The organism is Cellulomonas sp. Leaf334 (assembly GCF_001424195.1).
In the GTDB taxonomy this organism is placed as follows: domain Bacteria; phylum Actinomycetota; class Actinomycetes; order Actinomycetales; family Cellulomonadaceae; genus Cellulomonas.
Genome location: NZ_LMOO01000010.1, coordinates 30,875 through 53,849, shown reverse-complemented (window position 1 = coordinate 53,849; position 22,975 = coordinate 30,875). Strand labels below are relative to the sequence as shown.

Annotated in this window: 26 protein-coding genes; 13 read left to right on the top strand and 13 right to left on the bottom strand. The window is 71.7% G+C overall.

Annotated elements, in window-relative coordinates; all coding sequences use genetic code 11:
• Nucleotides 1–45: 45 nt before the first annotated feature.
• Both ASF78_RS21255 and ASF78_RS21250 read left to right on the top strand, forming a co-directional pair.
• A complete protein-coding gene (locus tag ASF78_RS21255; protein ID WP_056594507.1) occupies nucleotides 46–1,716 on the top strand; it encodes a CTP synthase in 1,671 nt (556 codons plus the stop codon).
• Nucleotides 1,716–2,303 carry an NUDIX domain-containing protein gene (locus ASF78_RS21250; protein ID WP_056594505.1) on the top strand — a complete coding sequence of 196 codons (588 nt, stop codon included), beginning with the start codon at nucleotides 1,716–1,718 and terminating at the stop codon, nucleotides 2,301–2,303. Before ASF78_RS21255 ends, ASF78_RS21250 begins: the two co-directional genes overlap by 1 nt.
• A gap of 40 nt (nucleotides 2,304–2,343) precedes the next feature.
• Here ASF78_RS21250 and ASF78_RS21245 read toward each other — a convergent pair whose 3' ends face one another.
• Genes ASF78_RS21245 through ASF78_RS21220 form a run of 6 tightly spaced genes read right to left on the bottom strand, consistent with a single transcriptional unit; the run spans nucleotide 2,344 to nucleotide 7,447 of the window.
• Nucleotides 2,344–3,156 carry an ABC transporter permease gene (locus ASF78_RS21245; RefSeq protein ID WP_056594500.1) on the bottom strand — a complete coding sequence of 271 codons (813 nt, stop codon included), beginning with the start codon at nucleotides 3,154–3,156 and terminating at the stop codon, nucleotides 2,344–2,346.
• Complete coding sequence (locus ASF78_RS21240) at nucleotides 3,156–4,187, bottom strand: ATP-binding cassette domain-containing protein (protein WP_056594498.1); 1,032 nt, start codon at nucleotides 4,185–4,187, stop codon at nucleotides 3,156–3,158. The genes ASF78_RS21245 and ASF78_RS21240 overlap by 1 nt, the downstream gene beginning before the upstream one ends.
• 56 nt (nucleotides 4,188–4,243) lie before the next feature.
• The gene (locus tag ASF78_RS21235; protein ID WP_056594497.1) at nucleotides 4,244–5,173 is read right to left on the bottom strand and encodes a heme A synthase; all 930 of its coding nucleotides are present in this window, start codon (nucleotides 5,171–5,173) and stop codon (nucleotides 4,244–4,246) included.
• 57 nt (nucleotides 5,174–5,230) lie between these two features.
• Entirely contained in the window at nucleotides 5,231–5,770 is a 540-nt protein-coding gene (locus tag ASF78_RS21230; protein ID WP_056594496.1) for a hypothetical protein, read from the bottom strand.
• Between the two features lie 16 nt (nucleotides 5,771–5,786).
• Nucleotides 5,787–6,536, bottom strand: a complete 750-nt coding sequence (locus tag ASF78_RS21225; RefSeq protein ID WP_056594493.1) for an ABC transporter permease — start codon at nucleotides 6,534–6,536, stop codon at nucleotides 5,787–5,789.
• Complete coding sequence (locus tag ASF78_RS21220; protein WP_056594492.1) at nucleotides 6,533–7,447, bottom strand: ABC transporter ATP-binding protein; 915 nt, start codon at nucleotides 7,445–7,447, stop codon at nucleotides 6,533–6,535. The genes ASF78_RS21225 and ASF78_RS21220 overlap by 4 nt, the downstream gene beginning before the upstream one ends.
• Before the next feature lie 185 nt (nucleotides 7,448–7,632).
• Here ASF78_RS21220 and ASF78_RS21215 point away from each other — a divergent pair, with 185 nt between their 5' ends.
• From ASF78_RS21215 to ASF78_RS21180, 8 genes are read left to right on the top strand one after another with little or no spacing between them, the layout of a single operon-like run.
• Nucleotides 7,633–8,388 carry a metalloregulator ArsR/SmtB family transcription factor gene (locus ASF78_RS21215; RefSeq protein WP_056594489.1) on the top strand — a complete coding sequence of 252 codons (756 nt, stop codon included), beginning with the start codon at nucleotides 7,633–7,635 and terminating at the stop codon, nucleotides 8,386–8,388.
• On the top strand, nucleotides 8,385–9,833 hold the full coding sequence (gene sufB, locus ASF78_RS21210; RefSeq protein ID WP_056594486.1) for a Fe-S cluster assembly protein SufB: 1,449 nt from the start codon (nucleotides 8,385–8,387) through the stop codon (nucleotides 9,831–9,833). The genes ASF78_RS21215 and sufB overlap by 4 nt, the downstream gene beginning before the upstream one ends.
• The gene (sufD, locus tag ASF78_RS21205; RefSeq protein ID WP_056594482.1) at nucleotides 9,833–11,128 is read left to right on the top strand and encodes a Fe-S cluster assembly protein SufD; all 1,296 of its coding nucleotides are present in this window, start codon (nucleotides 9,833–9,835) and stop codon (nucleotides 11,126–11,128) included. Before sufB ends, sufD begins: the two co-directional genes overlap by 1 nt.
• Complete coding sequence (locus tag ASF78_RS21200; RefSeq protein ID WP_056594479.1) at nucleotides 11,125–11,457, top strand: non-heme iron oxygenase ferredoxin subunit; 333 nt, start codon at nucleotides 11,125–11,127, stop codon at nucleotides 11,455–11,457. The genes sufD and ASF78_RS21200 overlap by 4 nt, the downstream gene beginning before the upstream one ends.
• Nucleotides 11,458–11,477: 20 nt before the next feature.
• On the top strand, nucleotides 11,478–12,245 hold the full coding sequence (sufC, locus tag ASF78_RS21195; protein WP_056594476.1) for a Fe-S cluster assembly ATPase SufC: 768 nt from the start codon (nucleotides 11,478–11,480) through the stop codon (nucleotides 12,243–12,245).
• A 17-nt stretch (nucleotides 12,246–12,262) separates the two neighbouring features.
• On the top strand, nucleotides 12,263–13,573 hold the full coding sequence (locus ASF78_RS21190) for a SufS family cysteine desulfurase (protein ID WP_056594470.1): 1,311 nt from the start codon (nucleotides 12,263–12,265) through the stop codon (nucleotides 13,571–13,573).
• The gene (sufU, locus tag ASF78_RS21185) at nucleotides 13,570–14,061 is read left to right on the top strand and encodes a Fe-S cluster assembly sulfur transfer protein SufU (protein WP_056594469.1); all 492 of its coding nucleotides are present in this window, start codon (nucleotides 13,570–13,572) and stop codon (nucleotides 14,059–14,061) included. The genes ASF78_RS21190 and sufU overlap by 4 nt, the downstream gene beginning before the upstream one ends.
• The gene (locus ASF78_RS21180) at nucleotides 14,058–14,387 is read left to right on the top strand and encodes a metal-sulfur cluster assembly factor (protein WP_056594466.1); all 330 of its coding nucleotides are present in this window, start codon (nucleotides 14,058–14,060) and stop codon (nucleotides 14,385–14,387) included. Before sufU ends, ASF78_RS21180 begins: the two co-directional genes overlap by 4 nt.
• 51 nt (nucleotides 14,388–14,438) lie before the next feature.
• On the opposite strand, the gene ASF78_RS21175 is transcribed toward ASF78_RS21180, so the two are convergent.
• Genes ASF78_RS21175 through ASF78_RS21160 form a run of 4 tightly spaced genes read right to left on the bottom strand, consistent with a single transcriptional unit; the run spans nucleotide 14,439 to nucleotide 17,403 of the window.
• Nucleotides 14,439–15,305, bottom strand: a complete 867-nt coding sequence (locus ASF78_RS21175; RefSeq protein ID WP_056594463.1) for a neutral zinc metallopeptidase — start codon at nucleotides 15,303–15,305, stop codon at nucleotides 14,439–14,441.
• A 43-nt stretch (nucleotides 15,306–15,348) separates the two neighbouring features.
• Nucleotides 15,349–15,981, bottom strand: a complete 633-nt coding sequence (locus ASF78_RS21170; RefSeq protein WP_056594460.1) for an energy-coupling factor transporter transmembrane protein EcfT — start codon at nucleotides 15,979–15,981, stop codon at nucleotides 15,349–15,351.
• Complete coding sequence (locus tag ASF78_RS21165) at nucleotides 15,978–16,691, bottom strand: energy-coupling factor ABC transporter ATP-binding protein (protein ID WP_056594456.1); 714 nt, start codon at nucleotides 16,689–16,691, stop codon at nucleotides 15,978–15,980. The genes ASF78_RS21170 and ASF78_RS21165 overlap by 4 nt, the downstream gene beginning before the upstream one ends.
• A 10-nt stretch (nucleotides 16,692–16,701) precedes the next feature.
• Nucleotides 16,702–17,403: a biotin transporter BioY gene (locus ASF78_RS21160; RefSeq protein ID WP_056594454.1), complete on the bottom strand. Its 702-nt coding sequence runs from the start codon at nucleotides 17,401–17,403 to the stop codon at nucleotides 16,702–16,704.
• A gap of 157 nt (nucleotides 17,404–17,560) precedes the next feature.
• Between ASF78_RS21160 and abc-f the strand changes: the two genes are divergently transcribed.
• Nucleotides 17,561–19,159, top strand: a complete 1,599-nt coding sequence (gene abc-f, locus ASF78_RS21155) for a ribosomal protection-like ABC-F family protein (RefSeq protein WP_056594452.1) — start codon at nucleotides 17,561–17,563, stop codon at nucleotides 19,157–19,159.
• A gap of 70 nt (nucleotides 19,160–19,229) precedes the next feature.
• Entirely contained in the window at nucleotides 19,230–20,546 is a 1,317-nt protein-coding gene (locus ASF78_RS21150; RefSeq protein WP_056594448.1) for a hypothetical protein, read from the top strand.
• Here ASF78_RS21150 and ASF78_RS21145 read toward each other — a convergent pair.
• Genes ASF78_RS21145 through ASF78_RS21135 form a run of 3 tightly spaced genes read right to left on the bottom strand, consistent with a single transcriptional unit; the run spans nucleotide 20,543 to nucleotide 22,103 of the window.
• Nucleotides 20,543–21,508, bottom strand: coding sequence for an SURF1 family protein (locus ASF78_RS21145; protein WP_056594445.1), 966 nt, complete (start codon nucleotides 21,506–21,508; stop codon nucleotides 20,543–20,545). The genes ASF78_RS21150 and ASF78_RS21145 overlap by 4 nt on opposite strands.
• Nucleotides 21,505–21,747, bottom strand: coding sequence for a hypothetical protein (locus ASF78_RS21140; protein WP_056594442.1), 243 nt, complete (start codon nucleotides 21,745–21,747; stop codon nucleotides 21,505–21,507). Before ASF78_RS21140 ends, ASF78_RS21145 begins: the two co-directional genes overlap by 4 nt.
• Nucleotides 21,744–22,103 carry a DUF3099 domain-containing protein gene (locus ASF78_RS21135; RefSeq protein ID WP_235518755.1) on the bottom strand — a complete coding sequence of 120 codons (360 nt, stop codon included), beginning with the start codon at nucleotides 22,101–22,103 and terminating at the stop codon, nucleotides 21,744–21,746. The genes ASF78_RS21140 and ASF78_RS21135 overlap by 4 nt, the downstream gene beginning before the upstream one ends.
• A 133-nt stretch (nucleotides 22,104–22,236) precedes the next feature.
• Between ASF78_RS21135 and fabG the strand changes: the two genes are divergently transcribed.
• Nucleotides 22,237–22,968, top strand: a complete 732-nt coding sequence (gene fabG / locus ASF78_RS21130; protein WP_056594440.1) for a 3-oxoacyl-ACP reductase FabG — start codon at nucleotides 22,237–22,239, stop codon at nucleotides 22,966–22,968.
• Nucleotides 22,969–22,975: the final 7 nt, after the last annotated feature.

Below are 22,975 nucleotides of genomic sequence, written 5' to 3'. Positions count from 1 at the left end.
TCCGGCACTCCGGCTTCCGGCGTTCGTCGGGTAGGTTGGAATCCCGTGACAGAGCGCGCGCATCGACTCTCCGGGCGGTCGGAATCCACGACCCGGCACATCTTCGTCACCGGGGGTGTCGCCTCCTCCCTCGGCAAGGGTCTGACGGCGAGCAGCCTCGGCCGACTCCTTCGCTCCCGTGGCCTCCGCGTCACGATGCAGAAGCTCGACCCGTACCTGAACGTGGACCCGGGCACCATGAACCCGTTCCAGCACGGTGAGGTCTTCGTCACCGAGGACGGTGCCGAGACGGACCTGGACGTCGGCCACTACGAGCGATTCCTCGACGTGGACCTCGTGGGCTCGGCCAACGTGACGACCGGTCAGGTCTACTCGCAGGTCATCGCGAAGGAACGTCGCGGCGAGTACCTGGGCGACACCGTCCAGGTGATCCCGCACATCACCGACGAGATCAAGACCCGCATGCGCCAGCAGGCGCACGAGGACATCGACGTGATCATCACGGAGATCGGCGGGACGGTCGGTGACATCGAGTCGCTGCCGTTCCTCGAGGCTGCCCGCCAGGTGCGGCACGACCTCGGGCGGGACAACTGCTTCTTCCTGCACGTCTCCCTGGTGCCGTACATCGGCCCGTCGGGCGAGCTCAAGACGAAGCCGACGCAGCACTCCGTCGCCGCCCTGCGCAGCATCGGCATCCAGCCGGACGCGATCGTCCTGCGCGCCGACCGCGACGTCCCCGAGGCCACCAAGCGCAAGATCGCGCTGATGTGCGACGTGGACGTCGAGGGCGTCGTCACCGCCAAGGACGCCCCGAGCATCTACGACATCCCGCGCGTGCTGCACTCCGAGGGTCTGGACGCGTACGTCGTCCAGCGGCTCAGCCTCCCGTTCCGCGACGTCGTCTGGAAGGGCTGGGACGAGCTGCTGCACCGCGTGCACCAGCCCGCCCACCGCGTCGAGGTCGCACTCGTCGGCAAGTACATCGACCTGCCCGACGCGTATTTGTCCGTCACAGAAGCACTGCGCGCCGGCGGGTTCCACCACGACACCAAGGTCGTCATCCGCTGGGTGACCTCCGACGACTGCCAGACCCCCGAGGGTGCGCGGCTCGCGCTCGAGGGTGTGGACGCCGTGCTGGTGCCCGGTGGCTTCGGTGTCCGCGGCATCGAGGGCAAGCTCGGTGCGCTGCGGTGGGCCCGCGAGAACCTGGTCCCGACTCTCGGCATCTGCCTCGGGCTGCAGTGCATGGTGATCGAGTACTCGCGCACGCTCCTCGGCCTCGACGGTGCGTCGTCGTCCGAGTTCGACGCCGACCCCGCGCACCCGGTCATCGCCACGATGGCCGAGCAGCTCGCGATCGTGGGCGGCGACGGCGACCTCGGCGGCACCATGCGGCTGGGTGCCTACGAGGCGGTCCTGACGCCCGGGTCGGTCGTCGCCGAGGCGTACGGCGCGACCCGCGTCTCCGAGCGCCACCGGCACCGCTACGAGGTGAACAACGCCTACCGGGACAAGCTCGAGGAGGCCGGCCTGGTCATCTCGGGCGTCTCGCCCGACACGTCGCTCGTGGAGTTCGTCGAGCTGCCGCGCGACGTGCACCCGTACTACGTGGCCACGCAGGCGCACCCCGAGTTCAAGTCGCGTCCCACGCGTGCGCACCCGCTGTTCGCCGGCCTGATCGAGGCCGCGCTGGCCCAGCGGGGCGACGAGTCCTGATGCTGCGCGACGTCGAGGCGGTCCGTCCGGTCGTCTCGCACGAGGTGATCCACGCGGGCAGGATCTTCGACCTCATCGGGGACGTGGTGGATCTCGGCGACACGCAGGTGCTCCGCGAGTACGTCGCGCACCCGGGTGCCGTCGCGGTCATCGCGCTCGACGACGACGACCGCGTGCTGCTGCTCTCGCAGTACCGGCACCCGGTGCGCTCCGTCCTGTGGGAGCCACCCGCCGGCCTGCGGGACGTGCCGGACGAGGAGCTGGTCCTGGCGGCCGCGCGCGAGCTCGCCGAGGAGGCCGACCTCGTCGCCGGCTCCTGGTGGCGCCTCGTGGACTTCTACACGACGCCGGGCGGCTCGGACGAGCGGATCCGCGTCTTCCTGGCGCGTGACCTGCGGCCCGTCGCCGATGCCGACCGCTTCACGCGGACGGACGAGGAAGCGACCATGGTGCCGCGGTGGGTGCCGCTCGACGACGCCGTCGACGCGGTGCTGGCCGGACACCTGCACAGTCCGAGCGCGGTCACCGGCGTGCTCGCCGCCGCGGCGGCGCGTGCCCGAGGCTGGTCGACGCTGGAGCCCATCTGACGGAACCGCCCTCTCCGACGGGAGAGGGCGGCACCCGTCGTCAGCGGCTCGTCGAGCGGCGGTACTGGTAGTTCGCCAGCGGGACGAACACGATGATGAAGATCGCCGACCAGATCAGCGTGTAGAGCACGGGGTTCTGCAGCGGCCACACGTCCGGGGCGGGCACCCCCTCGGGGATGTTGCCGAACAGCTCGCGGGACGCCTGGGTCACGGCGGAGACCGGGTTCCATTCGGCGAACGTCTGCAATGCCGGCGGGAGCGTCTCCAGAGGGACGAAGGTGTTGGCCACGAACGTCAGCGGAAAGATCACGATGAACGTGGCGTTGTTGAACACCTCGACGCTGGGCACCAGCATGCCGAGCCACGCCATGATCCACGAGACCGAGTAGGCGAAGATCAGCAGCAGGAGGAAGCCGAGAGCTGCCTCGGCCGGCGAGCTGTGGATGGCCCAGCCGACCAGGAGCCCGGTCAGCGACATGACGATGAGCACCAGGATGTTGTTTGCCACGTCGGAGACCGTCCGGCCGGTCAGGACCGCCGACGGGGCCATCGGCAGTGACCGGAACCGGTCGATGATCCCCTTCTTGATGTCCTCGGCCAGGCCGGCGCCGGTGATCGTGGCGCCGAAGATGACGGTCTGCGCGAAGATCCCCGCCATGAGGAACTCGCGGTAGGCGTCGGGGTCGGTCCCGCCCGGCACCGCGATCGCGCCGCCGAAGACGAACGCGAACAGCAGGACGAACATGATCGGCGACAGCGTGGTGAACACCAGCAGGTCGGGGACGCGCTTGATCTTGATGATGTTCCGCTTGGCGACGACGTAGGAGTCCGAGAAGACGGTGGGCGCGGCCATCAGGCACCTCCGGTCGAGGAGCTGTCGGCGGCGGCGTGCCGACCGGGATGGGGTGGCTCCCCGGTGGGAGCGTCCGGCGGCACGGGCTCCTCCTCGCTCGCGTGCCCGGTCAACGACAGGAACACGTCGTCGAGGGTCGGCCGGCGCAGCCCGACGTCGTCGATGCCGATCTGCGCGTCGTCGAGGACGCGCAGCGCCTCGGTGAGCACCTGCGCGCCCCCGCTGATCGGCATGAGCAGCGTCCGTCGCCCTTCGTCCAGCGCCGGCTTGCCGACCCCGAGCGGTTCGAGCAGGTCGCGGGCGGCGAGAAGCGTGCCCGGGTCCCGGACGGTGAGCTCCAGACGCTCCCCGCCGACCTGCGTCTTGAGCTGGTCAGCGGTGCCCTGGGCGATGATCTTGCCGTGGTCGATGACCACGATGTCGTCGGCCAGCAGGTCGGCCTCCTCCAGGTACTGGGTGGTCAGCAGGAGGGTGGTGCCGCCGGCGACGAGACCCTGGATCACCTCCCACATCTCGGTGCGCCCCCGCGGGTCCAGGCCGGTGGTGGGCTCGTCGAGGAAGATGATCGGCGGGTCCGCCACGAGTGCGCCCGCGAGGTCGAGGCGGCGGCGCATCCCGCCGGAGTAGGTCTTGGACGGCCGGTCCGCGGCGTCCTCGAGCCGGAACGACGCGAGCAGCTCACGTGCCCGCTCCCGGGACCGCTTGACCCCCAGGTGGTACAGCCGACCGATCATGTCGAGGTTCTCGAAGCCGGTGAGGTACTCGTCGACAGCGGCGTACTGCCCGGACAGGCCGATGCGCCGGCGCACGTCCCGCGGCTTGGCCAGGACGTCGACCCCGGCGACGGTCGCGGAGCCCTCGTCGGGTTTCAGGAGGGTGGTGAGGATGCGGACGATGGTCGTCTTGCCGGCGCCGTTGGGTCCGAGCAGGCCCAGCACGGAGCCGGTCGGGACGGCCAGGTCGACCCCGTCCAGGGCCGTGACGGTCTTGTATCGCTTGACGAGTCCCGTTGCGGTGATCGCGTCTGCCATGGGTCGAGGCTAGGAGAGACCTCTGACACTCGACCAGGTCATACCCGGAGGATTCGCTACACCACGGCTCGTGTGCGCAGGCTCCCGACGAAGAACGTGACCGTGGACGCGAGGACCGCAGCGCCGAGCATGTGCAGGTTGACCAGGCCGATCGGCAGGCCGGTGAACAGCTGTAGGTACCCGATGGCGCCCTGGGCGAGCGTGACGGCGAGCAGCGTGTACCCCATCGCCTCGGGGCGACCTGCGACGCCGCGACGGCGCAGGAGGGCGAGGACGGCGACGAGCACGGCGGTGAAGGCCCAGACCGAGGCCGCGTGCAGCTTCGACATGGCCCACGGGTCGACGGCGAACCGGTAGCCGACCTCCTCGTCGCCCGAGTGGGGTCCAGCGCCCGTGACGACGACCCCGAGCACCAGGACCACGACGGTGAGTGCGGTGAGCACGCGGACGAGGGACCGGGTGGTCCGATCCACGAGCAGCACCGCAGGGCCGTCGCCCTCGCTCGTGCGGACGACCAGCCACGTGGAGAACGCGACGAGGGCCATCGAGATGAGCAGGTGGCCGCCGACGATCGCGGGGTGCAGGTCCACGAGGACCGTGATCCCGCCGATGACGGCCTGGATCAGGACACCCACCACGGGGACGAGCCCCAGGCGGCGGTACGACCACGGACGGCGGCGGTCGAGGACCACCAGCACCGCGACGACCGTGGCGACGGCGACGAGCAGGCCGCTGACGGTCCGGTTGCCGAACTCGATGAAGGGGTGGATCGACGTCGCGTCGTGGAAGCGGGGAGTGAACTCGCCCGGCTCGCACTCGGGCCACGTCGAGCACCCCAGGCCGGAGCCCGTGAGCCGCACGGCGCCGCCGGTGACGATGATGAGGACCTGCCCGACGAGGTTCGCGACGACGGCGGTCCAGGTCCACCGGTCGCGGAACCGGTCCAGGGTCGACGGGGCGGCGTCGAGGGCGGGGGTCGAGCTCACGTCGTCCAGCCTACGGTCCGGTCCGTCGGCGTCCGACCGGTCCGCGCGCGAGGCTCGTCACAGCGGGAGGTCGAGGACCCCGGTCGCCGCGAGCACCGTGAGGACCAGCCCCAGGACGACGGCGAACGCGCTCGGCATGAAGACGTGGGGGAGCCACGCGACCTGCCGGCGCATCCGGCGGATCTCGCGACTGTCCATCTCCCGTGGCGGTGCGGCGAGAGCGGCCGCAGGATCGGCCCGCCCGGCGGCGGTCCACGCGGCGTCGATGCGGGGCGCCGAGACCGGGACGTCCCCGAGCCGCAGGTCGCTCCAGGCGGCGGACCAGGCTTCGATCTGGCGCATCCGGGGGTAGTACCGCACCTGGTGGCGCTTCGTCATGGCCTCGATCAGCCAGAACGCCGCACCGGTCACGGCGGCGAGCGCGAAGAGCGCGTAGTGCTGCTGTTGGAAGCCGAGACCGATGCCCGCCAGGCTCAACGTCACCGACCAGCTCTTGACGGTGAGCAGGCGGCCGTCGAACTCGGCGACGGTGCGCACGAGCGCGGCGTACTCGGCGGTCAGCGCCGCCTGGAACGTGGCGTCCTGCGCGGCGTCCATCGGCCCACGGTAGCGGTCAGTGCCAGCGGAACAGGCGGCTCGCGCCCCACCCGAGCGCGGCGGCCCACGCGACGAGGACCACGACGGACCAGGCGGGCAGGACGCCGTGCAGCAGGGTCTCGCGCATCGCCTCGCCGAGCGCGCCCGACGGCAGCAGCAACGCGACGTGGGCCATCGGCCCAGGCAGCTGGCTCGCCGGGATGACGACTCCTCCGGCGACGGCCAGGACGAGCAGCAGCAGGTTGGCGACGGCGAGCACCGCCTCGGCGCGCAGCGTCCCCGCGACGAGCAGCGCGAGCGAGGTGAACGCGGCGGTGCCGAGCACGATCGCGAGGACGGCCAGCGGGATCCCCGCCGGATCCGGCCGCCACCCGAGGAGCACGGCGACGAGACCGATGACGACCACCTGGACGAGCTCGACGACGAGCACGCCCAGCACCTTGCCCGCAAGCAGCCCGCCGCGACCCAGCGGGGTGGTCGACAGGAGCCGCAGGACGCCGTTGCGCCGGTCGAACGACGACGCGATCGCCTGCGACGTGAACGACGTCGTCATGACGGCCAGGGCGAGGATCCCCGGGGTCAGGAAGTCGATCCGGCTGGCGCCGCCGGTGTCGAGGTCGATCCCGGTGACCTTCGTCAGCCCGACGAGGACCAGCACCGGGACGATGATCGTGACCAGCAGCTGCTCGCCGTTGCGCAGGATCGCGCGAGCCTCGAACGAGGTCTGCGCGACGACACGCTGCAGGGTGGGGGCCGCCGTGCTCATCGCAGGTTCCGTCCGGTCAGGTCGAGGAAGACGTCCTCGAGGGTGCGGCGACCGACGGTCAGCCGCGTGGCCAGGGCGCCGTTCGTCGCCAGCCAGGCGGTGACCGCGGCGACCGCGTCGGGGTCGACGGCGCCCGTGACGGTGTAGGACCCGTCGCGCGGCTCGCTGACGACGAAGTCGGCGCCGAGCGCGGCGTGCAGGTCGAGGCCCGGCTCGGTCTCGAGCCGCAGCGTGCGGTCCTCGGCCTCCGAGACGAGCGACGGCACGGAGCCCTGCGCGATGACGCGGCCGTGGTCGACGACGACGACCTGGTCGGCGAGGTCCTCGGCCTCGTCCATGAGGTGCGTCGTGAGCACGACGGCGACGCCCTCGTCGCGCAGCTCGCGGACCAGGTCCCAGACCGCGTGCCGCGTCTGCGGGTCCATCCCGGCGCTGGGCTCGTCGAGGAAGACGACCTCCGGCCGACCGACGACCGCCGCCGCGAGCGCGAGCCGCTGCCGCTGGCCACCGGAGAGCCGTCGGACCGTGGTGCGGGCGAACGAGCCCAGCCCGAGGCGCTCCGTGAGCTCGCCGAGGTCCCGCGGGTCGGCGTACATCCTGGCCACGTGCGCGAGCATCTCGTGCGCCCTGACGCCCGTCGGCAGCCCGCCGTCCTGGAGCATGACGCCGACGCGGGGACGCAGGTCGCGGGCCTGCGTCACGGGGTCGAGGCCGAGCACGCGCACGCTGCCACCGTCGGGCTCCCGCAGGCCCTCGCAGCACTCGATCGTCGTCGTCTTGCCCGCGCCGTTCGGTCCGAGCACCGCGGTGACCTGGCCGTGGTGGGCGACGAGGTCGAGCCCGTCGACGACGGCTCGGCCGCTGTAGCGCTTGACGAGCCCGGAGATCTCGAGCGCGGGGGAGTCGGGCACGAGAGGGAAGTCTAGGGCGCCCACGACGGTCGCCCGTGTGAGGGACGTGACGCTGAGCGAAGGCTCTCCTTGCTTGCAGGGATGGATATTGGCAACAAGGATGTTGTCAATATCGCGGCCCCGTTCCTCGCACTTCCCGTGCGCCTGCCGCTGATCATCCGGACCCAGACCCGACGGAGGTGTGCATGAACGCGACGCTGCCTGCGGTCGAGCACACCCTCGCGGACACCACGACGTCGGACTCCGACGCCGGGACGCGCCAGCGTCTGCTGCAGATCGTCGCGGCCGCCGGTCCGGTGTCGGCCGCCGAGCTCGCCGCGCAGCTCGACCTCGCACCCGCCGGCATCCGTCGTCACCTCGGGGTGCTCGAGGCCACGGACCAGATCGCCGTGCACGACGGGCTCAGCGCTCCGAAGGGGCGCGGACGTCCCGCCCGGCGGTACGTCGTGACGAGCCGCGGTCAGGCCGCGCTGTCCCACCGCTACTCCGAGCTCGCCAGCCAGGCGCTGCGCTTCCTCGCGGAGACCGCCGGCCCGCAGGCCGTGCAGGGCTTCGCGGAGCAGCGCGTCCGTGACCTGGAGGAGCGGCACTCGGCAGCGGTCGCCGCGGCGGGGGACGACGTCGCCGAGCGCGTGCGTGTCCTGGCCGACGGGCTCACCGCGGACGGGTACGCCGCGTCCGCGCGGCCGGTCCCCGGCGGCCTGGCCATGCAGCTCTGCCAGGGCCACTGCCCGGTCCAGGACGTCGCGCACGAGTTCCCGCAGCTGTGCGAGGCCGAGGCGCGCGCATTCTCGCGGCTCCTCGGCGTGCACGTGCAGCGCCTCGCGACGCTGGCCGGTGGCGGCCACGTGTGTACCACCAGCATCCCGCTCACCACCTCACAGACCACCTCGTCGCACGCCCCCCACCCCGTGCTCTCCGTGGAAGGACATTCAGCATGAGCGCACAGACCGACAGCACTGCGGCCGCGACGCCGCAGATGACCCAGGACGAGGCCATCGCCTCCATCGGGAACTACAACTACGGCTGGCACGACGCCGACACCGCCGGGTCCGTCGCGACCCGTGGGCTGTCGGAGGCGAAGGTCCGCGAGATCTCCGCGCTCAAGAACGAGCCCGAGTGGATGCTCAAGACGCGCCTGAAGTCGCTGCGCCTGTTCGACAAGAAGCCCATGCCCTGGTGGGGCTCGGACCTGTCGGGCATCGACTTCGACAACATCAAGTACTTCGTGCGGTCGACGGAGAAGCAGGCCACGAGCTGGGAGGACCTGCCCGACGACATCAAGAACACGTACGACCGGCTCGGCATCCCGGAGGCGGAGAAGCAGCGCCTCGTCGCGGGCGTCGCCGCGCAGTACGAGTCCGAGGTGGTCTACCACCAGATCCAGGAGTCGCTCGAGGAGCAGGGCGTCATCTTCCTCGACACCGACACCGCACTGCGTGAGCACCCGGAGATCTTCGAGCAGTACTTCGGCTCGGTGATCCCGCCCGGGGACAACAAGTTCGCGTCGCTCAACACGGCCGTCTGGTCGGGCGGCTCGTTCGTCTACGTCCCGCCGGGCGTGCACGTCGAGATCCCGCTGCAGGCCTACTTCCGGATCAACACCGAGAACATGGGTCAGTTCGAGCGGACGCTGATCATCGCCGACGAGGGTTCGTACGTGCACTACGTCGAGGGTTGTACAGCTCCGGTGTACTCGAGCGACTCGCTGCACTCCGCGGTCGTCGAGATCATCGTCAAGAAGAACGCGCGCGTCCGGTACACGACCATCCAGAACTGGTCGAACAACGTGTACAACCTCGTCACCAAGCGGGCGACCGCGGCCGAGGGCGCCACCATGGAGTGGGTCGACGGCAACATCGGCTCCAAGGTGACCATGAAGTACCCGGCCATCTACCTGCTGGGCGAGCACGCGCGCGGCGAGACGCTGTCCATCGCGTTCGCCGGTGCGGGCCAGCACCAGGACGCCGGCGCCAAGATGGTGCACGCCGCGCCGCACACCTCCAGCTCGATCGTCTCGAAGTCGGTCGCGCGCGGTGGTGGGCGCACGTCCTACCGCGGGCTGGTGCAGGTGCTCGAGGGCGCCCACCACTCCGCCTCGAACGTGCTCTGCGACGCCCTCCTGGTCGACCAGATCTCCCGCTCCGACACGTACCCGTACGTGGACGTCCGCGAGGACGACGTGTCGATGGGCCACGAGGCGACCGTGTCGCGCGTGAGCGAGGACCAGCTGTTCTACCTGATGTCCCGAGGCATGGCCGAGACCGAGGCCATGGCGATGATCGTGCGCGGGTTCGTCGAGCCCATCGCGCGTGAGCTGCCCATGGAGTACGCCCTCGAGCTCAACCGCCTCATCGAGCTCCAGATGGAAGGTTCCGTCGGCTGATGACGACCACTGACACCCTGTCGACCGACCACTCGCGGGCGACTGCCGACGGCAGCCACTCGCACGGTGTCGGGCCGCTCCCCGAGGCCTCGCGTGGATCGCGCCCCACGTCGTTCGACGTCGCCGACTTCCCTGTGCCGAACGGGCGCGAGGAGGAGTGGCGCTTCGCGCCGGTCGCCCGGCTCGCGCCTCTGTTCGCCGCGGACACCGACGGTGTCCTGAGCGGCCACGGCGTGCTGACGACCGTGGTCGAGGCGCCCGAGGTCCAGGTCGAGATCGTCGACCGCGACGACGCGCGGCTGGGACGGGCAGGTGAGCCTGGTGACCGGGCCGCCGCCGTGGCGTGGGCGTCGTTCCCGCGCGCCACGATCGTCACGATCCCGAAGGAGGCCGTCGCCTCCGCGGTGACGTCCATCCGCATCGAGGGCGTCGAGGGCGCCGGCACGCACGAGGCGTCGCTCGAGCCGAGCGCCACGCACCTGCTCGTGCACGCCGAGGCGCTGTCGCAGGCCGTCGTCGTCATCGACCACCTCGGTCACGCCGCGCTCACCGAGACGGTCGAGATCGTCGCCGACGAGGGTGCGCACCTGACCGTCGTCACGGTGCACGACTGGGCCGACGGCTCGGTGCACGCCTCGTCGCACCGGCTCCGCATCGGGCGCGACGCCACGGTCAAGCACATCGCGGTGACGCTCGGCGGCGACGTCGTCCGGATCACGCCCGACGCCGAGTTCGTCGGCGAGGGTGCGACCGTGAAGATGCTCGGGCTGTACTTCGCGGACGCGGGCCAGCACCAGGAGCAGCGCCTCTTCGTCGACCACGCGGTGCCCAACTGCATCTCGCGCGTCACGTACAAGGGCGCCCTGCAGGGCGAGGGTGCGCACACGGTGTGGGTCGGTGACGTGCTCATCCGCGCGGCAGCCGAGGGCACCGACACGTACGAGCTCAACCGCAACCTGGTCCTGTCCGACGGCGCCCGCGCCGACTCGGTGCCGAACCTCGAGATCGAGACCGGCCTCATCGAGGGCGCCGGGCACGCCAGCGCGACCGGCCGGTTCGACGACGAGCAGCTCTTCTACCTGCGCGCCCGCGGCATCCCGGAGTCCGACGCCCGTCGGCTCGTGGTGCGCGGCTTCTTCGCGGAGCTCATCCACGAGATCGGCGTGCCGGACATCGAGGAGCGCCTCATCGGGGCCATCGAGCGCGAGCTCGAGAAGTCGATGAGCGTGCTGGACTCCCTGTCCGAGGGCCACGTCGACGGTTCCGAGGTGTCCCTCACGACGGAGCGTGCATGACCGCCCAGCTGGCCTGCTACGACGAGGACGTGCCCGTCGAGGGCACGCTCCGCGTCGAGCTGGAGGCCGAGCACGGCACGGTCGAGGTCGCGCTGGTGCGCGACTCCGCCGGTGAGCTGCACGCCATCAGCGACATCTGCTCGCACGGCGCCGTCTCCCTGTCGGACGGCGAGGTGGAGGACTGCACGATCGAGTGCTGGCTCCACGGCTCGCGGTTCGACCTGCGCACCGGCAAGCCCACCGGCCCGCCCGCCGTCCAGCCCGTCCCCGTCTACCCCGTGACCGTCGACGGCCAGCGCGTGCTGGTCGACGTCGACGCCCCGCTCTGAGAAGTCTGGAAGGAACACGTATGTCCACCCTGGAGATCCGCGACCTGCACGTCAGCGTCGAGACGAAGGAGGGCGCCAAGCCCATCCTGCGCGGCGTCGACCTGACCGTCGCCAGCGGCGAGACCCACGCCATCATGGGCCCGAACGGCTCCGGCAAGTCGACGCTGGCGTACTCGCTGGCCGGCCACCCGAAGTACCAGATCACGTCGGGCACCGTGACGCTCGACGGCGAGGACGTCCTGGCGCTGTCGGTCGACGAGCGCGCCCGCGCCGGGCTGTTCCTCGCCATGCAGTACCCCGTCGAGGTCCCCGGCGTCAGCGTGTCGAACTTCCTGCGCACCGCCAAGACGGCGATCGACGGCACCGCGCCGCCGCTGCGCTCGTGGGTCAAGGACGTCCGCACGGCGATGGACAACCTGCGCATGGACCCGACGTTCGCCGAGCGCTCGGTCAACGAGGGCTTCTCCGGCGGTGAGAAGAAGCGCCACGAGATCCTCCAGATGGAGCTGCTCAAGCCGCGCTTCGCGATCCTCGACGAGACCGACTCCGGCCTGGACGTCGACGCGCTGCGCGTCGTGTCCGAGGGCGTGAACCGCGTCAAGGCCGGTGGCGACGTGGGCGTCCTGCTCATCACGCACTACACGCGGATCCTGCGCTACATCACGCCGGACTTCGTGCACGTCTTCGTCGACGGCAAGGTCGCCGAGGAGGGCGGGCCCGAGCTGGCCGAGCGCCTCGAGAACGAGGGCTACGACCGCTTCCTGACGACGAGCACGTCTGTTCTCTGAGAACCTCTGAGGCCACGATGACCAGCACCCTCGACGACGCAGCCCGGACGCTCGACGCGACCGAGCTCGCGGCCGTGCGCGCGGACTTCCCGCTGCTGTCGCGGACCCTGCGCGGCGGGCGGCCCCTGGTGTACCTCGACTCGGGGGCCACCTCGCAGAAGCCCGAGGTCGTCCTCGACGCCGAGCAGGACTTCTACGCACAGCGGAACGCCGCCGTGCACCGGGGGGCGCACCAGCTCGCCGAGGAGGCCACCGAGGCGTTCGAGGATGCCCGGGACCGGGTCGCGTCGTTCGTCGGGGTGTCGCCGGGGTCGCTGGTCTGGACGTCGAACGCGACGGCCGGGATCAACCTCGTCGCGTACGCGATGTCGAACGCGTCGCTGGGTCGCGGGGGAGCGGCCGCACGGCAACTCGCCCTCGGCCCCGGTGACGAGATCGTCGTCACGGAGGCCGAGCACCACGCGAACCTGGTGCCGTGGCAGGAGCTCGCGATCCGGACGGGTGCCTCGTTGCGGTGGCTCGGGGTCGACGACGACGGGCGCATCCGCGTCGACGAGCTCGACACCGTGGTCACCGACCGCACCAAGGTGCTGGCGTTCACGCACGCGTCGAACGTCACCGGTGCGATCACGCCGGTCGGGGCGTTCGTCGAGCGTGCCCGCGCAGTGGGCGCTCTGACGGTGCTGGACGCCTGCCAGTCGGTCCCGCACCTGCCGGTGGACCTCACGGCCCTGGGGGTCGACTTCGCGGCGTTCTCGGGCCACAAGATGCTCGGTCCCACCGGTGTCGGCGCGTTGTACGGGCGGCGTGAGCTGCTCGAGGCCATGCCTCCCGTGAACACAGGCGGGTCGATGGTCGAGGTCGTCACCATGGAGTCGACGACGTACGCGCCGCCGCCGCAGCGGTTCGAGGCCGGCACGCAGATGGTGTCGCAGGCCGTCGGGATGGGCGCCGCCGCGTCGTACCTGCACGAGCTGGGCATGGACGCCGTCGCCGCGCACGAGGCGCACCTGGCCGGGCTGCTGCTCGACGCAGTCGCCACCGTGCCCGGAGTGCGGGTGATCGGCCCGACCGACACGCGCGGCCGCCTGGCGACCGTCTCGTTCGTCGTCGACGGCGTGCACGCGCACGACGTCGGCCAGGTGCTCGACGACGCCGGGGTGGCCGTGCGGGTGGGCCACCACTGCGCGCAGCCCCTGCACCGCCGGTTCGGCGTAGCGTCGACCACGCGCGCGAGCGCCGCGGTCTACACGACCGACGAGGAGATCGAGGTCTTCCGGGAAGCACTGACGGGGGTCCGCGCGTTCTTCGGTCTGGAGGTGTCATGAGCACGGGATCGATGGAACAGCTGTACCAGCAGGTCATCCTCGACCACGCGAAGTTCCCGCACGGCAAGGGACTGGGCGCGGCGGGGGACCTGCACCTGCACACGGGCGAGTCGCACCAGGTGAACCCGACGTGCGGTGACGAGGTCACCTTGCAGGTGGACGTTGACAGCACAGCCGAGGGCGGTGTCATCATTCGCGACGTGCGCTGGGACGGGCAGGGCTGCAGCATCTCGCAGGCCTCCGTCTCCGTGCTGCACGACCTGGTGGTCGGCAACGACCTCGCCACGGTCGACCAGATCGGCGGCACCTTCCGCGCGCTCATGCAGACACGCGGCGCGGGTCTCGACGACGACGCCGAGGAGACCCTCGGCGACGCGACCGCCTTCACGGGCGTCGCCAAGTACCCCGCGCGGATCAAGTGCGCCCTGCTCGGCTGGGCGGCGCTGACCGACGCACTCATCAAGACCGGCGCACGGGAGAGCTCATGAGCACGGACACCCCCACCCCGACCACGGTGGCCGACGTCGAGGAGGCCCTCCGCGACGTCATCGACCCCGAGCTCGGCATCAACGTCGTCGACCTCGGCCTGATCTACGGCGTGGTCATCGACCAGACGAACACCGCCGTCATCGACATGACGCTCACGTCGGCGGCCTGCCCGCTCACGGACGTCATCGAGGACCAGTCGGCCTCCGCCCTCGACGGCATCGTCGACGGCTTCCGCATCAACTGGGTGTGGATGCCGCCGTGGGGCCCCGAGAAGATCACGCCCGACGGCCGCGAGCAGATGCGGGCCCTCGGCTTCAACATCTGAGCACGGTCGGGACGACGGCCCTCGGGGGATCCCCGAGGGCCGTCGCCCGTCTCAGAGCTGGTCGGTCGCGAACGTGTCGCAGGCCTCGAGGGTGCCCTGCTCGTAGCCGGTGGTGAACCAGCGCTCGCGCTGTTCGCTGGAGCCGTGCGTCCAGGCCTCGGGGTTCACGTCGCCGCCGGACTGCTCCTGGATGTTGTCGTCGCCGACGGCAGCGGCCGCGCCGAGCGCGTTCTGGAGCTGCTGCTGGGTGATCGGCTCGAGGTAGGCCACACCCGTGTCCGGGTCGACCGTGCTCGCGGCCACGCCGGCCCACAGGCCCGCGTAGCAGTCGGCCTGCAGCTCGACGCGCACCGAGTCGGACTCGGCGCCTGCGCCCTGCCGGTCCGCCTGGTCCATGACGCCGGTGATGTTCTGGATGTGGTGGCCGTACTCGTGGGCGATGACGTACTGCTCGGCCAGAGGGCCGTCCTCGGCACCGAGCTGTTCGAGCTGGTCGAAGAACGAGACGTCGACGTAGATCGTGGCGTCGGGCGGGCAGTAGAACGGACCGGTCGAGCTCGACGCGTTGCCGCAGCCGGTGGCGACGGCGGACGTGAACGTCACGGCGTCCGGCTGGCTGAACTGACCGCCCGCGGCGGCGAGGGTTGAGCTCCAGACCGTGTCGAGCGAGTCGAGGGTCGCGCTGTAGAGGCAGTTGCGATCGGTGTTCGCCTGCTCCGCGGAGCACTCGTCGACGAACTCGGTCGACTGGGGTCCGGGGTCCTGCGCGGCACCCGTGATGCCCGAGAGGTCGGCCCCGGTGAACAGGTAGATCACGAGGACCAGAAGTCCGACCGCGCCACCGCCGGCCACCGCCTTGCCGCCGCCGCCCTTGCGGACGCGGCCGCCACCGAAGCTGCCACCCTCCTGGAATGTCACCGGGGAACCGTAGCCGCGCGACGGCGTGCGCGCGCGTCGAACGTCAGCTTTCGCCCAGCCCGCGGGCCGCGAGCGCATCACCGGTGGCGCGGGCATGCGCGACCATCCGTACGGCGGCGGGCACGAGGATCGCGCGGGGCTCGCGGTCGAGGCCGCGGGCGCGGGCGGCGTCGCGGGTCTCGAGCGACATCCGCGCGAGGACCGGGATGGTGCGCAGGAACAGGCCGACCGACAGCGCGAACACCTCGGGGGAGAGGCCGACGTGCCGCAGCGGCCGGGCCAGCCGGGCGAGGACGTCGAGCAGGGTGTCCGCGCGCGTCGTGGCCGTCACGACGGCGCCGAGCAGGACGAGGGCGACGAGGTCGACGGACACCTCGACGGCGGTCGCCCAGCCGCGCGCCCACCACTGGTAGGCGCCGATCAGCGCCGCGGTGACCAGGGCGGGGACCAGGCCGCGCGTGGTGCGGTGCCACGGGATGCGCGCGACGAGCTGCGCCAGCAGGGCCACGGCCAGGAACCCGAGCGCGGAGAGAGGGCCGCGGACGGCGACCACGGCGACCGCGAACACCGCCAGGAACGCGAGCTTGAGGCCGGCCGGTGCGCGGTGGATGACGGTCGTGCCGGGGTGGTAGAGGCCGAGCGGTCCCGCCCACGGCGGTCGGATCGGGCCGCTCACGCGCCCACCTGCATCAGGGCGCGGTAGTGGGCGACGGCTTCGACGGGGTCACCGTCGAACACGACCGTCCCGTCGTCGACGACGAGCACGCGGTCGGCCTGCAGGGCGGCGTCGAGGTCGTGCGTGACGACGACGACCTGCTGGGGCAGCTCGGCAAGGAGCGCGTCGACGACGCCGCGCCAGCGCAGGTCGAGGAGCGTCGTCGGCTCGTCGCACACGAGGACGGCGGGCTCGGTGGCCAGCACCGACGCGAGCGCGAGCAGCTGCCGCTGCCCCCCGGACAGGGCGTGCACGGGGACCTCGGCGCGGTCGGCGAGACCGAACCGGGCGAGCGCGGTGCGTGCGGCGACGTCCCGCTCCGTCGTCGACATCGGCAGGCGGCGCAGCGACAGCGCGACGTCCTCGACGGGCGTCGGCATGACCAACTGCGCATCGGGGTCGGTGAACATGAACCCGACCTTGCGCCGCACCGCGGCCCCGTCCCGCGCGGTGTCCAGCCCGTCCACGCGGACGGTGCCGGACGACGGCAGGACGAGGCCATTGAGCAGCCGGGCGAGCGTCGACTTGCCCGACCCGTTGGCGCCGACGATCGCGACCCGGTGCTCGACGAGCTCGAGGGTCACCGGCCCGAGCAGCCGGACGACGCGGTCGGCACCGCCGGCCGGGTCAGGGCTGTAGGCGGTGACGAGGACGTCGTCGAGCGCGATCATCGGGTGGGGCTCAGCGGCGCGAGCGCAGCATGTCGGGGAAGGCCTTGAAGATCGCGACGGCGACCGCGGCGGCGGCGAGGTTCTTCAGGACGTCGCCCGTCCAGTACACGACGTCGATGGCGAAGGCCTCGGGCAGGGTGATGCCGAGCCGCACCATGAGCCCGACGATGCCGGCCGGGTGGATCGTCAGGAAGCTGGCACCCAGTCCGGCCACGACGAGCAGCGGGTACCGCCAGGCCGACGGGGCGCGACCGACCCCGTCGCCGAACCGGGCAGCGAGCCTGTCGGCGAGCGACGACGACCGCAGGCGCTCGGCGGCACGCAGGGCCCATCCGGCCAGGACCCCGGCGAGCGCGGCGGCGAACGGGAACGCGAGGAGGTAGCCGACCGACGGCCCGGCGAGCACGGCGACCCCGCCGACGCCGCCGGAGAAGATCGGGAGCCCGGCCAGGCCGACGACCACGTAGAGCAGTGCGGCCAGGCCGCCGCGGCGCCAGCCGAGGACCAGGCCGGCCAGGATCACGGCGAACGTCTGCAGGGTGATCGGCACGCCCGACGGCGTCGGGATGCCGGGCAGGATCGCGCACACCGCAATGAACGCGGAGAACGTCGAGATCAGCGCGACGTCGGTGCTGACCGACGAGCGGGCGATCGGTGCGGGCAGTGCGACGACGGGTGCTGCGGCGGTCTCGTTCTCAGGTGCACTGGTCATGGCTACCCCTTGATCGTCAGGCGAGTGCGGGCGATCGCTCGTGTAGGGGTGCGTCGTCGGACCCTTGCGACCGGACGCCACGCTAGCCGGAAGTAGACTTGCTGGCGTTTGTGCCCCTGGCCAACGCCAGCGCGGCGAACTCGGAGGAAACCGTCAAGTGATCACTGCCCAGGCTGTCGAGCTGCGCATCGGCGCACGCGTGCTGCTCGAGGAGTCGTCGTTCCGCATCGCGGCCGGCGACCGTATCGGTCTGGTCGGTCGCAACGGCGCCGGCAAGACCACCCTCACCAAGACCCTGTCGGGGGAGACGCAGCCCACGGGCGGTCAGATCGTCCGCTCGGGAGACGTCGGCTACCTGCCGCAGGACCCACGCACGGGTGACCTGGAGCAGCTCGCCATGGACCGGGTGCTGTCGGCCCGTGGCCTCGACGAGGTCGTGCGTGCGATGCGCGCCACCGAGACGGCGATGGCCAGCGAGGACGACGCCGTCCGCGAGAAGGCGATGGACCGCTACTCCCGGCTCGACTCCCGGTTCAACGCCGCCGGCGGGTACGCCGCCGAGAGCGAGGCGCACCGCATCGCATCGAACCTCGGCCTCGACGAGCGCGTCCTCGGCCAGACGATCGGGACGCTCTCCGGTGGCCAGCGCCGTCGCGTCGAGCTGGCCCGCATCCTGTTCTCCGGTGTGGAGACCCTGCTGCTCGACGAGCCCACCAACCACCTCGACGCCGACTCGATCATGTGGCTGCGCGACTACCTGAAGACGTACTCGGGCGGTCTGATCGTGATCTCGCACGACGCCGACCTGCTGCGCGCCGTCGTGAACAAGGTCTTCCACCTGGACGCCAACCGCTCGCAGCTCGACCAGTACGCCCTCGGCTGGGACGCCTACCTGCAGCAGCGGGAGACCGACGAGAAGCGTCGCCGCCGCGAGCGGGCCAACGCCGAGAAGAAGGCCTCCGCCTTGATGGCGCAGGCTGACAAGATGCGCGCCAAGGCCACCAAGACGGTCGCCGCACAGAACATGGCGCGCCGCGCCGAGCGTCTGCTGTCCGGGCTCGAAGAGGTCCGGGCGTCCGACAAGGTCGCGCGCCTGCGGTTCCCGGAGCCCGCCGCCTGCGGCAAGACCCCGCTCACCGCCGCGGGGCTGTCCAAGACGTACGGGTCGCAGGAGGTCTTCACCGACGTCGACCTGGCGATCGACCGGGGGAGCAAGGTCGTCGTGCTCGGCCTCAACGGTGCCGGGAAGACCACGCTGCTGCGCATCCTGGGCGGCGTCGAGAAGTCCGACACCGGCGAGGTCCGTCCCGGTCACGGCCTGAAGCTCGGGTACTACGCGCAGGAGCACGAGACGCTCGACATGGACCGCACGGTCGTCGAGAACCTCAAGTCGTCGGCGCCCGACCTCACCGAGACCCAGGTGCGGTCCGTCCTGGGCTCGTTCCTGTTCTCGGGCGACGACGCCGACAAGCCTGCCCGTGTGCTGTCCGGCGGCGAGAAGACCCGGCTGGCGCTCGCGGCCCTGGTCGTCTCCAGCGCCAACGTGCTGCTGCTCGACGAGCCGACGAACAACCTCGACCCGGCGTCGCGCGAGGAGATCCTCGCGGCCCTGCGCGGGTACGCCGGGGCCGTGGTCCTGGTGTCGCACGACGAGGGTGCGGTCGCGGCCCTCGACCCCGAGCGGGTGCTGCTGCTGCCGGACGGCGACGAGGACCTGTGGAGCCCGGCGTACCTGGATCTCATCGCGCTGGCCTGATTCTGGACGTTTGTCCAGGTACGGCTCCACCATTCTTGGTGGATCGGCTCGGACGTGCCACCATCCGCCGGTGAACTTCGACTCTCCTGCCGGGACGGTGGCCATCGGCGCCGCCGTCTTCGCGCTCATCGGCCTGCTCGTCCTCTGGGTCGCGGGCACCCGCGCCGCCCCCCTCCTGGGCATGCACGCCGACGGCATCTGGTGGTTCTCGCCGCGCGGCGGCCGGACCCAGGGCCTCGTCGTCGCCTACCTCGCGGGGATCGTCGCCGTCGCCGCCACCGTGTTCGTCGCGGTCGACGCGGTCGCTCCGACGAGGCTCGCGTGGACGTGCTGCTGGGCGAGCGCGGCAGTCGTGGTCTGGGCGACGGTGACCCGCGTCGGCCGGTACACCGTCCACGTGGCCACGGGTGGCCGTGCCACGTGGGACGACCCGATCGAGGCCGACTTCGTCGAGCCCGACGACGCGCTCGACGACGTCGACCTCCGGTCCGCGCGCACCGCGGCGCTCGCGGGTGACTGGCAGCCCGCCGCCCACCTGCTCGGCGCGACCGTCGACCCGGACACGCGCTTCGCCCGCGTCGAGGTCCTCGCGCACGCCGCTGTGCGCCGCGGACGCTGGCTGGAGAACTGGCTCACGGCCCACCCGGGCGACCCCCAGGCACTCGTCGTGCGCGGGCAGGCGGGGGTCGTCCGCGCGTGGGAGATCCGCGGCGGCGACTGGACCCCCCGCGACGCGGACCGCTTCCTCGACGCGCTCCAGGACGCCGAGGAGGACATCACGCGCGCGGTGGAGGCTGCTCCGTCGGACCCGTCGCCGCTCGTGAGCAGGCTGATGACCGCACGCGGTCTCGAGCTCGGGGTCGAGGAGCACGAGGCCCGGCTCGACGCGTTGCGCGGGCTCGCCCCGTTCCACCGCGAAGGGCTGTGCCAGGCGTTGCAGTTCAAGGCCGCGAAGTGGTTCGGCAGCACCGACGAGATGTTCGGGTTCGCCCGTGAGGTCTCCGCGCAGGCTCCCGCCGGGAGCGCGGCGACGCTCCTCGTGGTGGCCGCGCACGTGGAGCAGTACGTGGCGCTCACCAGCAGGTCCGCCGTGCTCGCCGACAAGCACATGACCAGCGAGGCCACCCGGTCCGAGATCGCGGCGGCCGAGCAGCGCTGGCTCGACGGCGAATCCGGTCCGTCGCCGGTGGACAAGGCGTGGGCGCACAACCTGCTCGGGTTCACGTACTGGCTCACGGAGCAGCCGGAGCGCGCCGCCGTCCACCTCGCCGAGACACGGCAGCACCTGTCGGAGTGGCCGTGGCAGTACGCCGACGACCCCACGACGGTGCACGCGCGGGTGCAGGCCTGGCTCCGCCAGCGTCAGCCCGCCGAGCAGCCGGCCTAGCGGTCGTCGCGGGGCGTCGAGTCGGCCAGCTGCGCGTCGATCAGCGCGTCCTCGGCGTCCTCGTCGCGACCTCCGCGCCGGCGCGGGACGTCGGGAGCCGCCGCACGGCGCGGGCGCGGGGTGTCCCGGGTGGGCCAGAGCTCGACACCGCCGGACGTCACGGGTGCCACGGTCGGCGCAGGTCCCTCCGCGTCCAGCGCAGCGCGCTCGTCCTGCAGCTCGCGGCGCGCACCCAGGCAGAACGCGACGAGACCGCCGAGCGCGAAGGTCCACCACTGGAACGCGTACGACAGGTGCGACCCGGGGTCCGTGCTGGGCGCGGCGAGCGTGCCGGGGACCGGGTCGACGGACGGGTCCTCCGCAGTCATCGCGACGTAGGCGTCGTACGTCTCGCCCCCGACGCCGCCGGCCGCGAGGACCTGCCCGGCAGAGATCGCCTGGACCTGGCCCGTGGGCGCGTCGCGGTCCGTGGCCGGCTCGTCGTGGCGCAGCCGCGCGGTGAGCGTGATCGTGCCCTCCGGCGCGGCCGGCGGTGTGACGTCGACGCTCCCGTCCGACCCGGGCGGGACCCAGCCCCGGTCGACGACGAGCACGGTGCCCGCCTGCGTCGGGTCGGCGGCCGTCCCGGCTGACGCGTCCTCGACGACGAACGGCACGAGCACGTGGTACGCCGGGGTGCCGTCGACCGGCCGGTTGCGCAGCAGGACGGTGCCGTCGGTCGCGTAGTGCCCGACGACGGTCACGCGCTGCCACACGTCGGCGTCCGTGAGCGGGGCGTCGGTGGACGGCAGGACCGTGTCGAGCGGTACCGGATCGGCCGTCCAGTTGGTCTCCACCACCGCGATCGCTCCGTCGCGCCAGACGTGCCGGTCCCACTGCCAGCGGCCGAGGAACGTGCACACGACTGCGAGCACGACCCCGACGAGGACCAGGACCGTCGCGCGGCGAGCCGCTGGACTCATGACCGGGGAGCGGACTCGAGATCCGCCGCGGGGACCACGCTCTGCAGGAACCCGCGTACGTCGAGGAACTGGCTCAGGTGCTCACGGTGTTCGTCGCACGCCAGCCACACCTTGCGGCGGTCCGGGGTGTGCAGCTTCGGGTTGTTCCAGAGCAGCCCCCAGGTCGCCTCCGCCCGGCAGCCGCGACTGCTGCAGACCAGGTCGTCGACGGCGTCCGGGACGGGGCCGAACAGGCTCACTCGCGGCCGTCCGAGCCGTCGGACGAGCCGATTCCCCCAGCGCTGCCGCTGCCCGGACCGATCTCGCGCGGCGTCATGAACGTCCCGTCCGAGTCGCGGCGCTCGCGGCCCGCGTTGGCGAACAGCACGGCGGAGTACGGCAGCACGACCGCCGCGATGATCAGCAGGAGCGACGCCCACATCGGGATCCGGCCCCAGGACAGCACCGCCCCGGCGAAGCAGACGATGCGGACGCCCATCTGCAGGAGGTAGCGCTTCTGCCGGCGGGCCAGGTCGTCGGCGAGCGGCTCGGGTGCGTTGGTGATGCTGTGGACCTCCTCCGAGGGGAGGTCCGGGCGCCGACGGATGCTGCTCACCACGTGATTCTAGTCCGGCTCGGCTGTGGGGGTGCTGAGGGCCGGAGTTGTCCAGGTCCCACAACGCGGCGCGACGAACATGGGCGCGGCCCTTGCCGCGACGCACGGGGGACGTCGGATAGCGTCGTGTCCCGTGCCTGAGACTTCCGACAACACAGTCCAACCCCGCAGCGTCCTCGTGACGGGTGCCAACCGCGGCATCGGCCGGGCCATCGCGGAGCGCTTCGTGGCGAACGGGGACAAGGTTGCGACCATCTTCCGCGCCGGTGACCTGCCCCACGGTGTCCTCGGCGTCGTCGGTGACGTGCGCGACACGGCGAGCGTCGACGCGGCGTTCGCGAAGATCGAGGCCGAGCACGGCCCCGTCGAGGTGCTCGTCGCCAACGCCGGTGTCACGCGCGACCAGCTGCTCATGCGGATGACCGACGAGGAGTTCTCCGACGTCCTCGACGTCAACCTCACGGGCGCTTTCCGCTGCGCGCGCCGTGCCAGCAAGGGCATGATCCGCCTGCGCCGCGGCCGGATCATCTTCATCTCCTCGGTCGTCGGGCTGTACGGGTCGGCCGGCCAGGTCAACTACGCGGCGTCCAAGTCGGCGCTCGTCGGCATGGCCCGCTCGATCACCCGTGAGCTGGGCGGCCGCGCGATCACCGCGAACGTCGTCGCACCGGGGTTCATCGACACCGACATGACGCGTGCCCTCCCCGAGGACAAGCAGAAGGCGTACCGCGACTCCATCCCGCTGGGCCGGTTCGCGCTGCCCGACGAAGTGGCCGGCGTCGTCGAGTTCGTCGCGTCGGACGCGGCGGGCTACATCTCCGGGGCGGTCATCCCCGTCGACGGCGGCCTCGGCATGGGCCACTGACACTCTT

Coding starts and splice junctions, on each gene's coding strand:
- sufC (WP_056594476.1), top strand. CDS start 11,478: ATGTCCACCCTGGAGATCCGCGACCTGCACGTCAGCGTCGAGACGAAG.
- ASF78_RS21200 (WP_056594479.1), top strand. CDS start 11,125: ATGACCGCCCAGCTGGCCTGCTACGACGAGGACGTGCCCGTCGAGGGC.
- ASF78_RS21180 (WP_056594466.1), top strand. CDS start 14,058: ATGAGCACGGACACCCCCACCCCGACCACGGTGGCCGACGTCGAGGAG.
- ASF78_RS21250 (WP_056594505.1), top strand. CDS start 1,716: ATGCTGCGCGACGTCGAGGCGGTCCGTCCGGTCGTCTCGCACGAGGTG.
- ASF78_RS21190 (WP_056594470.1), top strand. CDS start 12,263: ATGACCAGCACCCTCGACGACGCAGCCCGGACGCTCGACGCGACCGAG.
- sufU (WP_056594469.1), top strand. CDS start 13,570: ATGAGCACGGGATCGATGGAACAGCTGTACCAGCAGGTCATCCTCGAC.
- ASF78_RS21245 (WP_056594500.1), bottom strand. CDS start 3,156: ATGGCCGCGCCCACCGTCTTCTCGGACTCCTACGTCGTCGCCAAGCGG.
- sufB (WP_056594486.1), top strand. CDS start 8,385: ATGAGCGCACAGACCGACAGCACTGCGGCCGCGACGCCGCAGATGACC.
- sufD (WP_056594482.1), top strand. CDS start 9,833: ATGACGACCACTGACACCCTGTCGACCGACCACTCGCGGGCGACTGCC.
- ASF78_RS21160 (WP_056594454.1), bottom strand. CDS start 17,403: ATGACCAGTGCACCTGAGAACGAGACCGCCGCAGCACCCGTCGTCGCA.
- ASF78_RS21225 (WP_056594493.1), bottom strand. CDS start 6,536: ATGAGCACGGCGGCCCCCACCCTGCAGCGTGTCGTCGCGCAGACCTCG.
- ASF78_RS21165 (WP_056594456.1), bottom strand. CDS start 16,691: ATGATCGCGCTCGACGACGTCCTCGTCACCGCCTACAGCCCTGACCCG.
- ASF78_RS21215 (WP_056594489.1), top strand. CDS start 7,633: ATGAACGCGACGCTGCCTGCGGTCGAGCACACCCTCGCGGACACCACG.
- ASF78_RS21230 (WP_056594496.1), bottom strand. CDS start 5,770: ATGGACGCCGCGCAGGACGCCACGTTCCAGGCGGCGCTGACCGCCGAG.
- ASF78_RS21145 (WP_056594445.1), bottom strand. CDS start 21,508: ATGAGTCCAGCGGCTCGCCGCGCGACGGTCCTGGTCCTCGTCGGGGTC.
- ASF78_RS21240 (WP_056594498.1), bottom strand. CDS start 4,187: ATGGCAGACGCGATCACCGCAACGGGACTCGTCAAGCGATACAAGACC.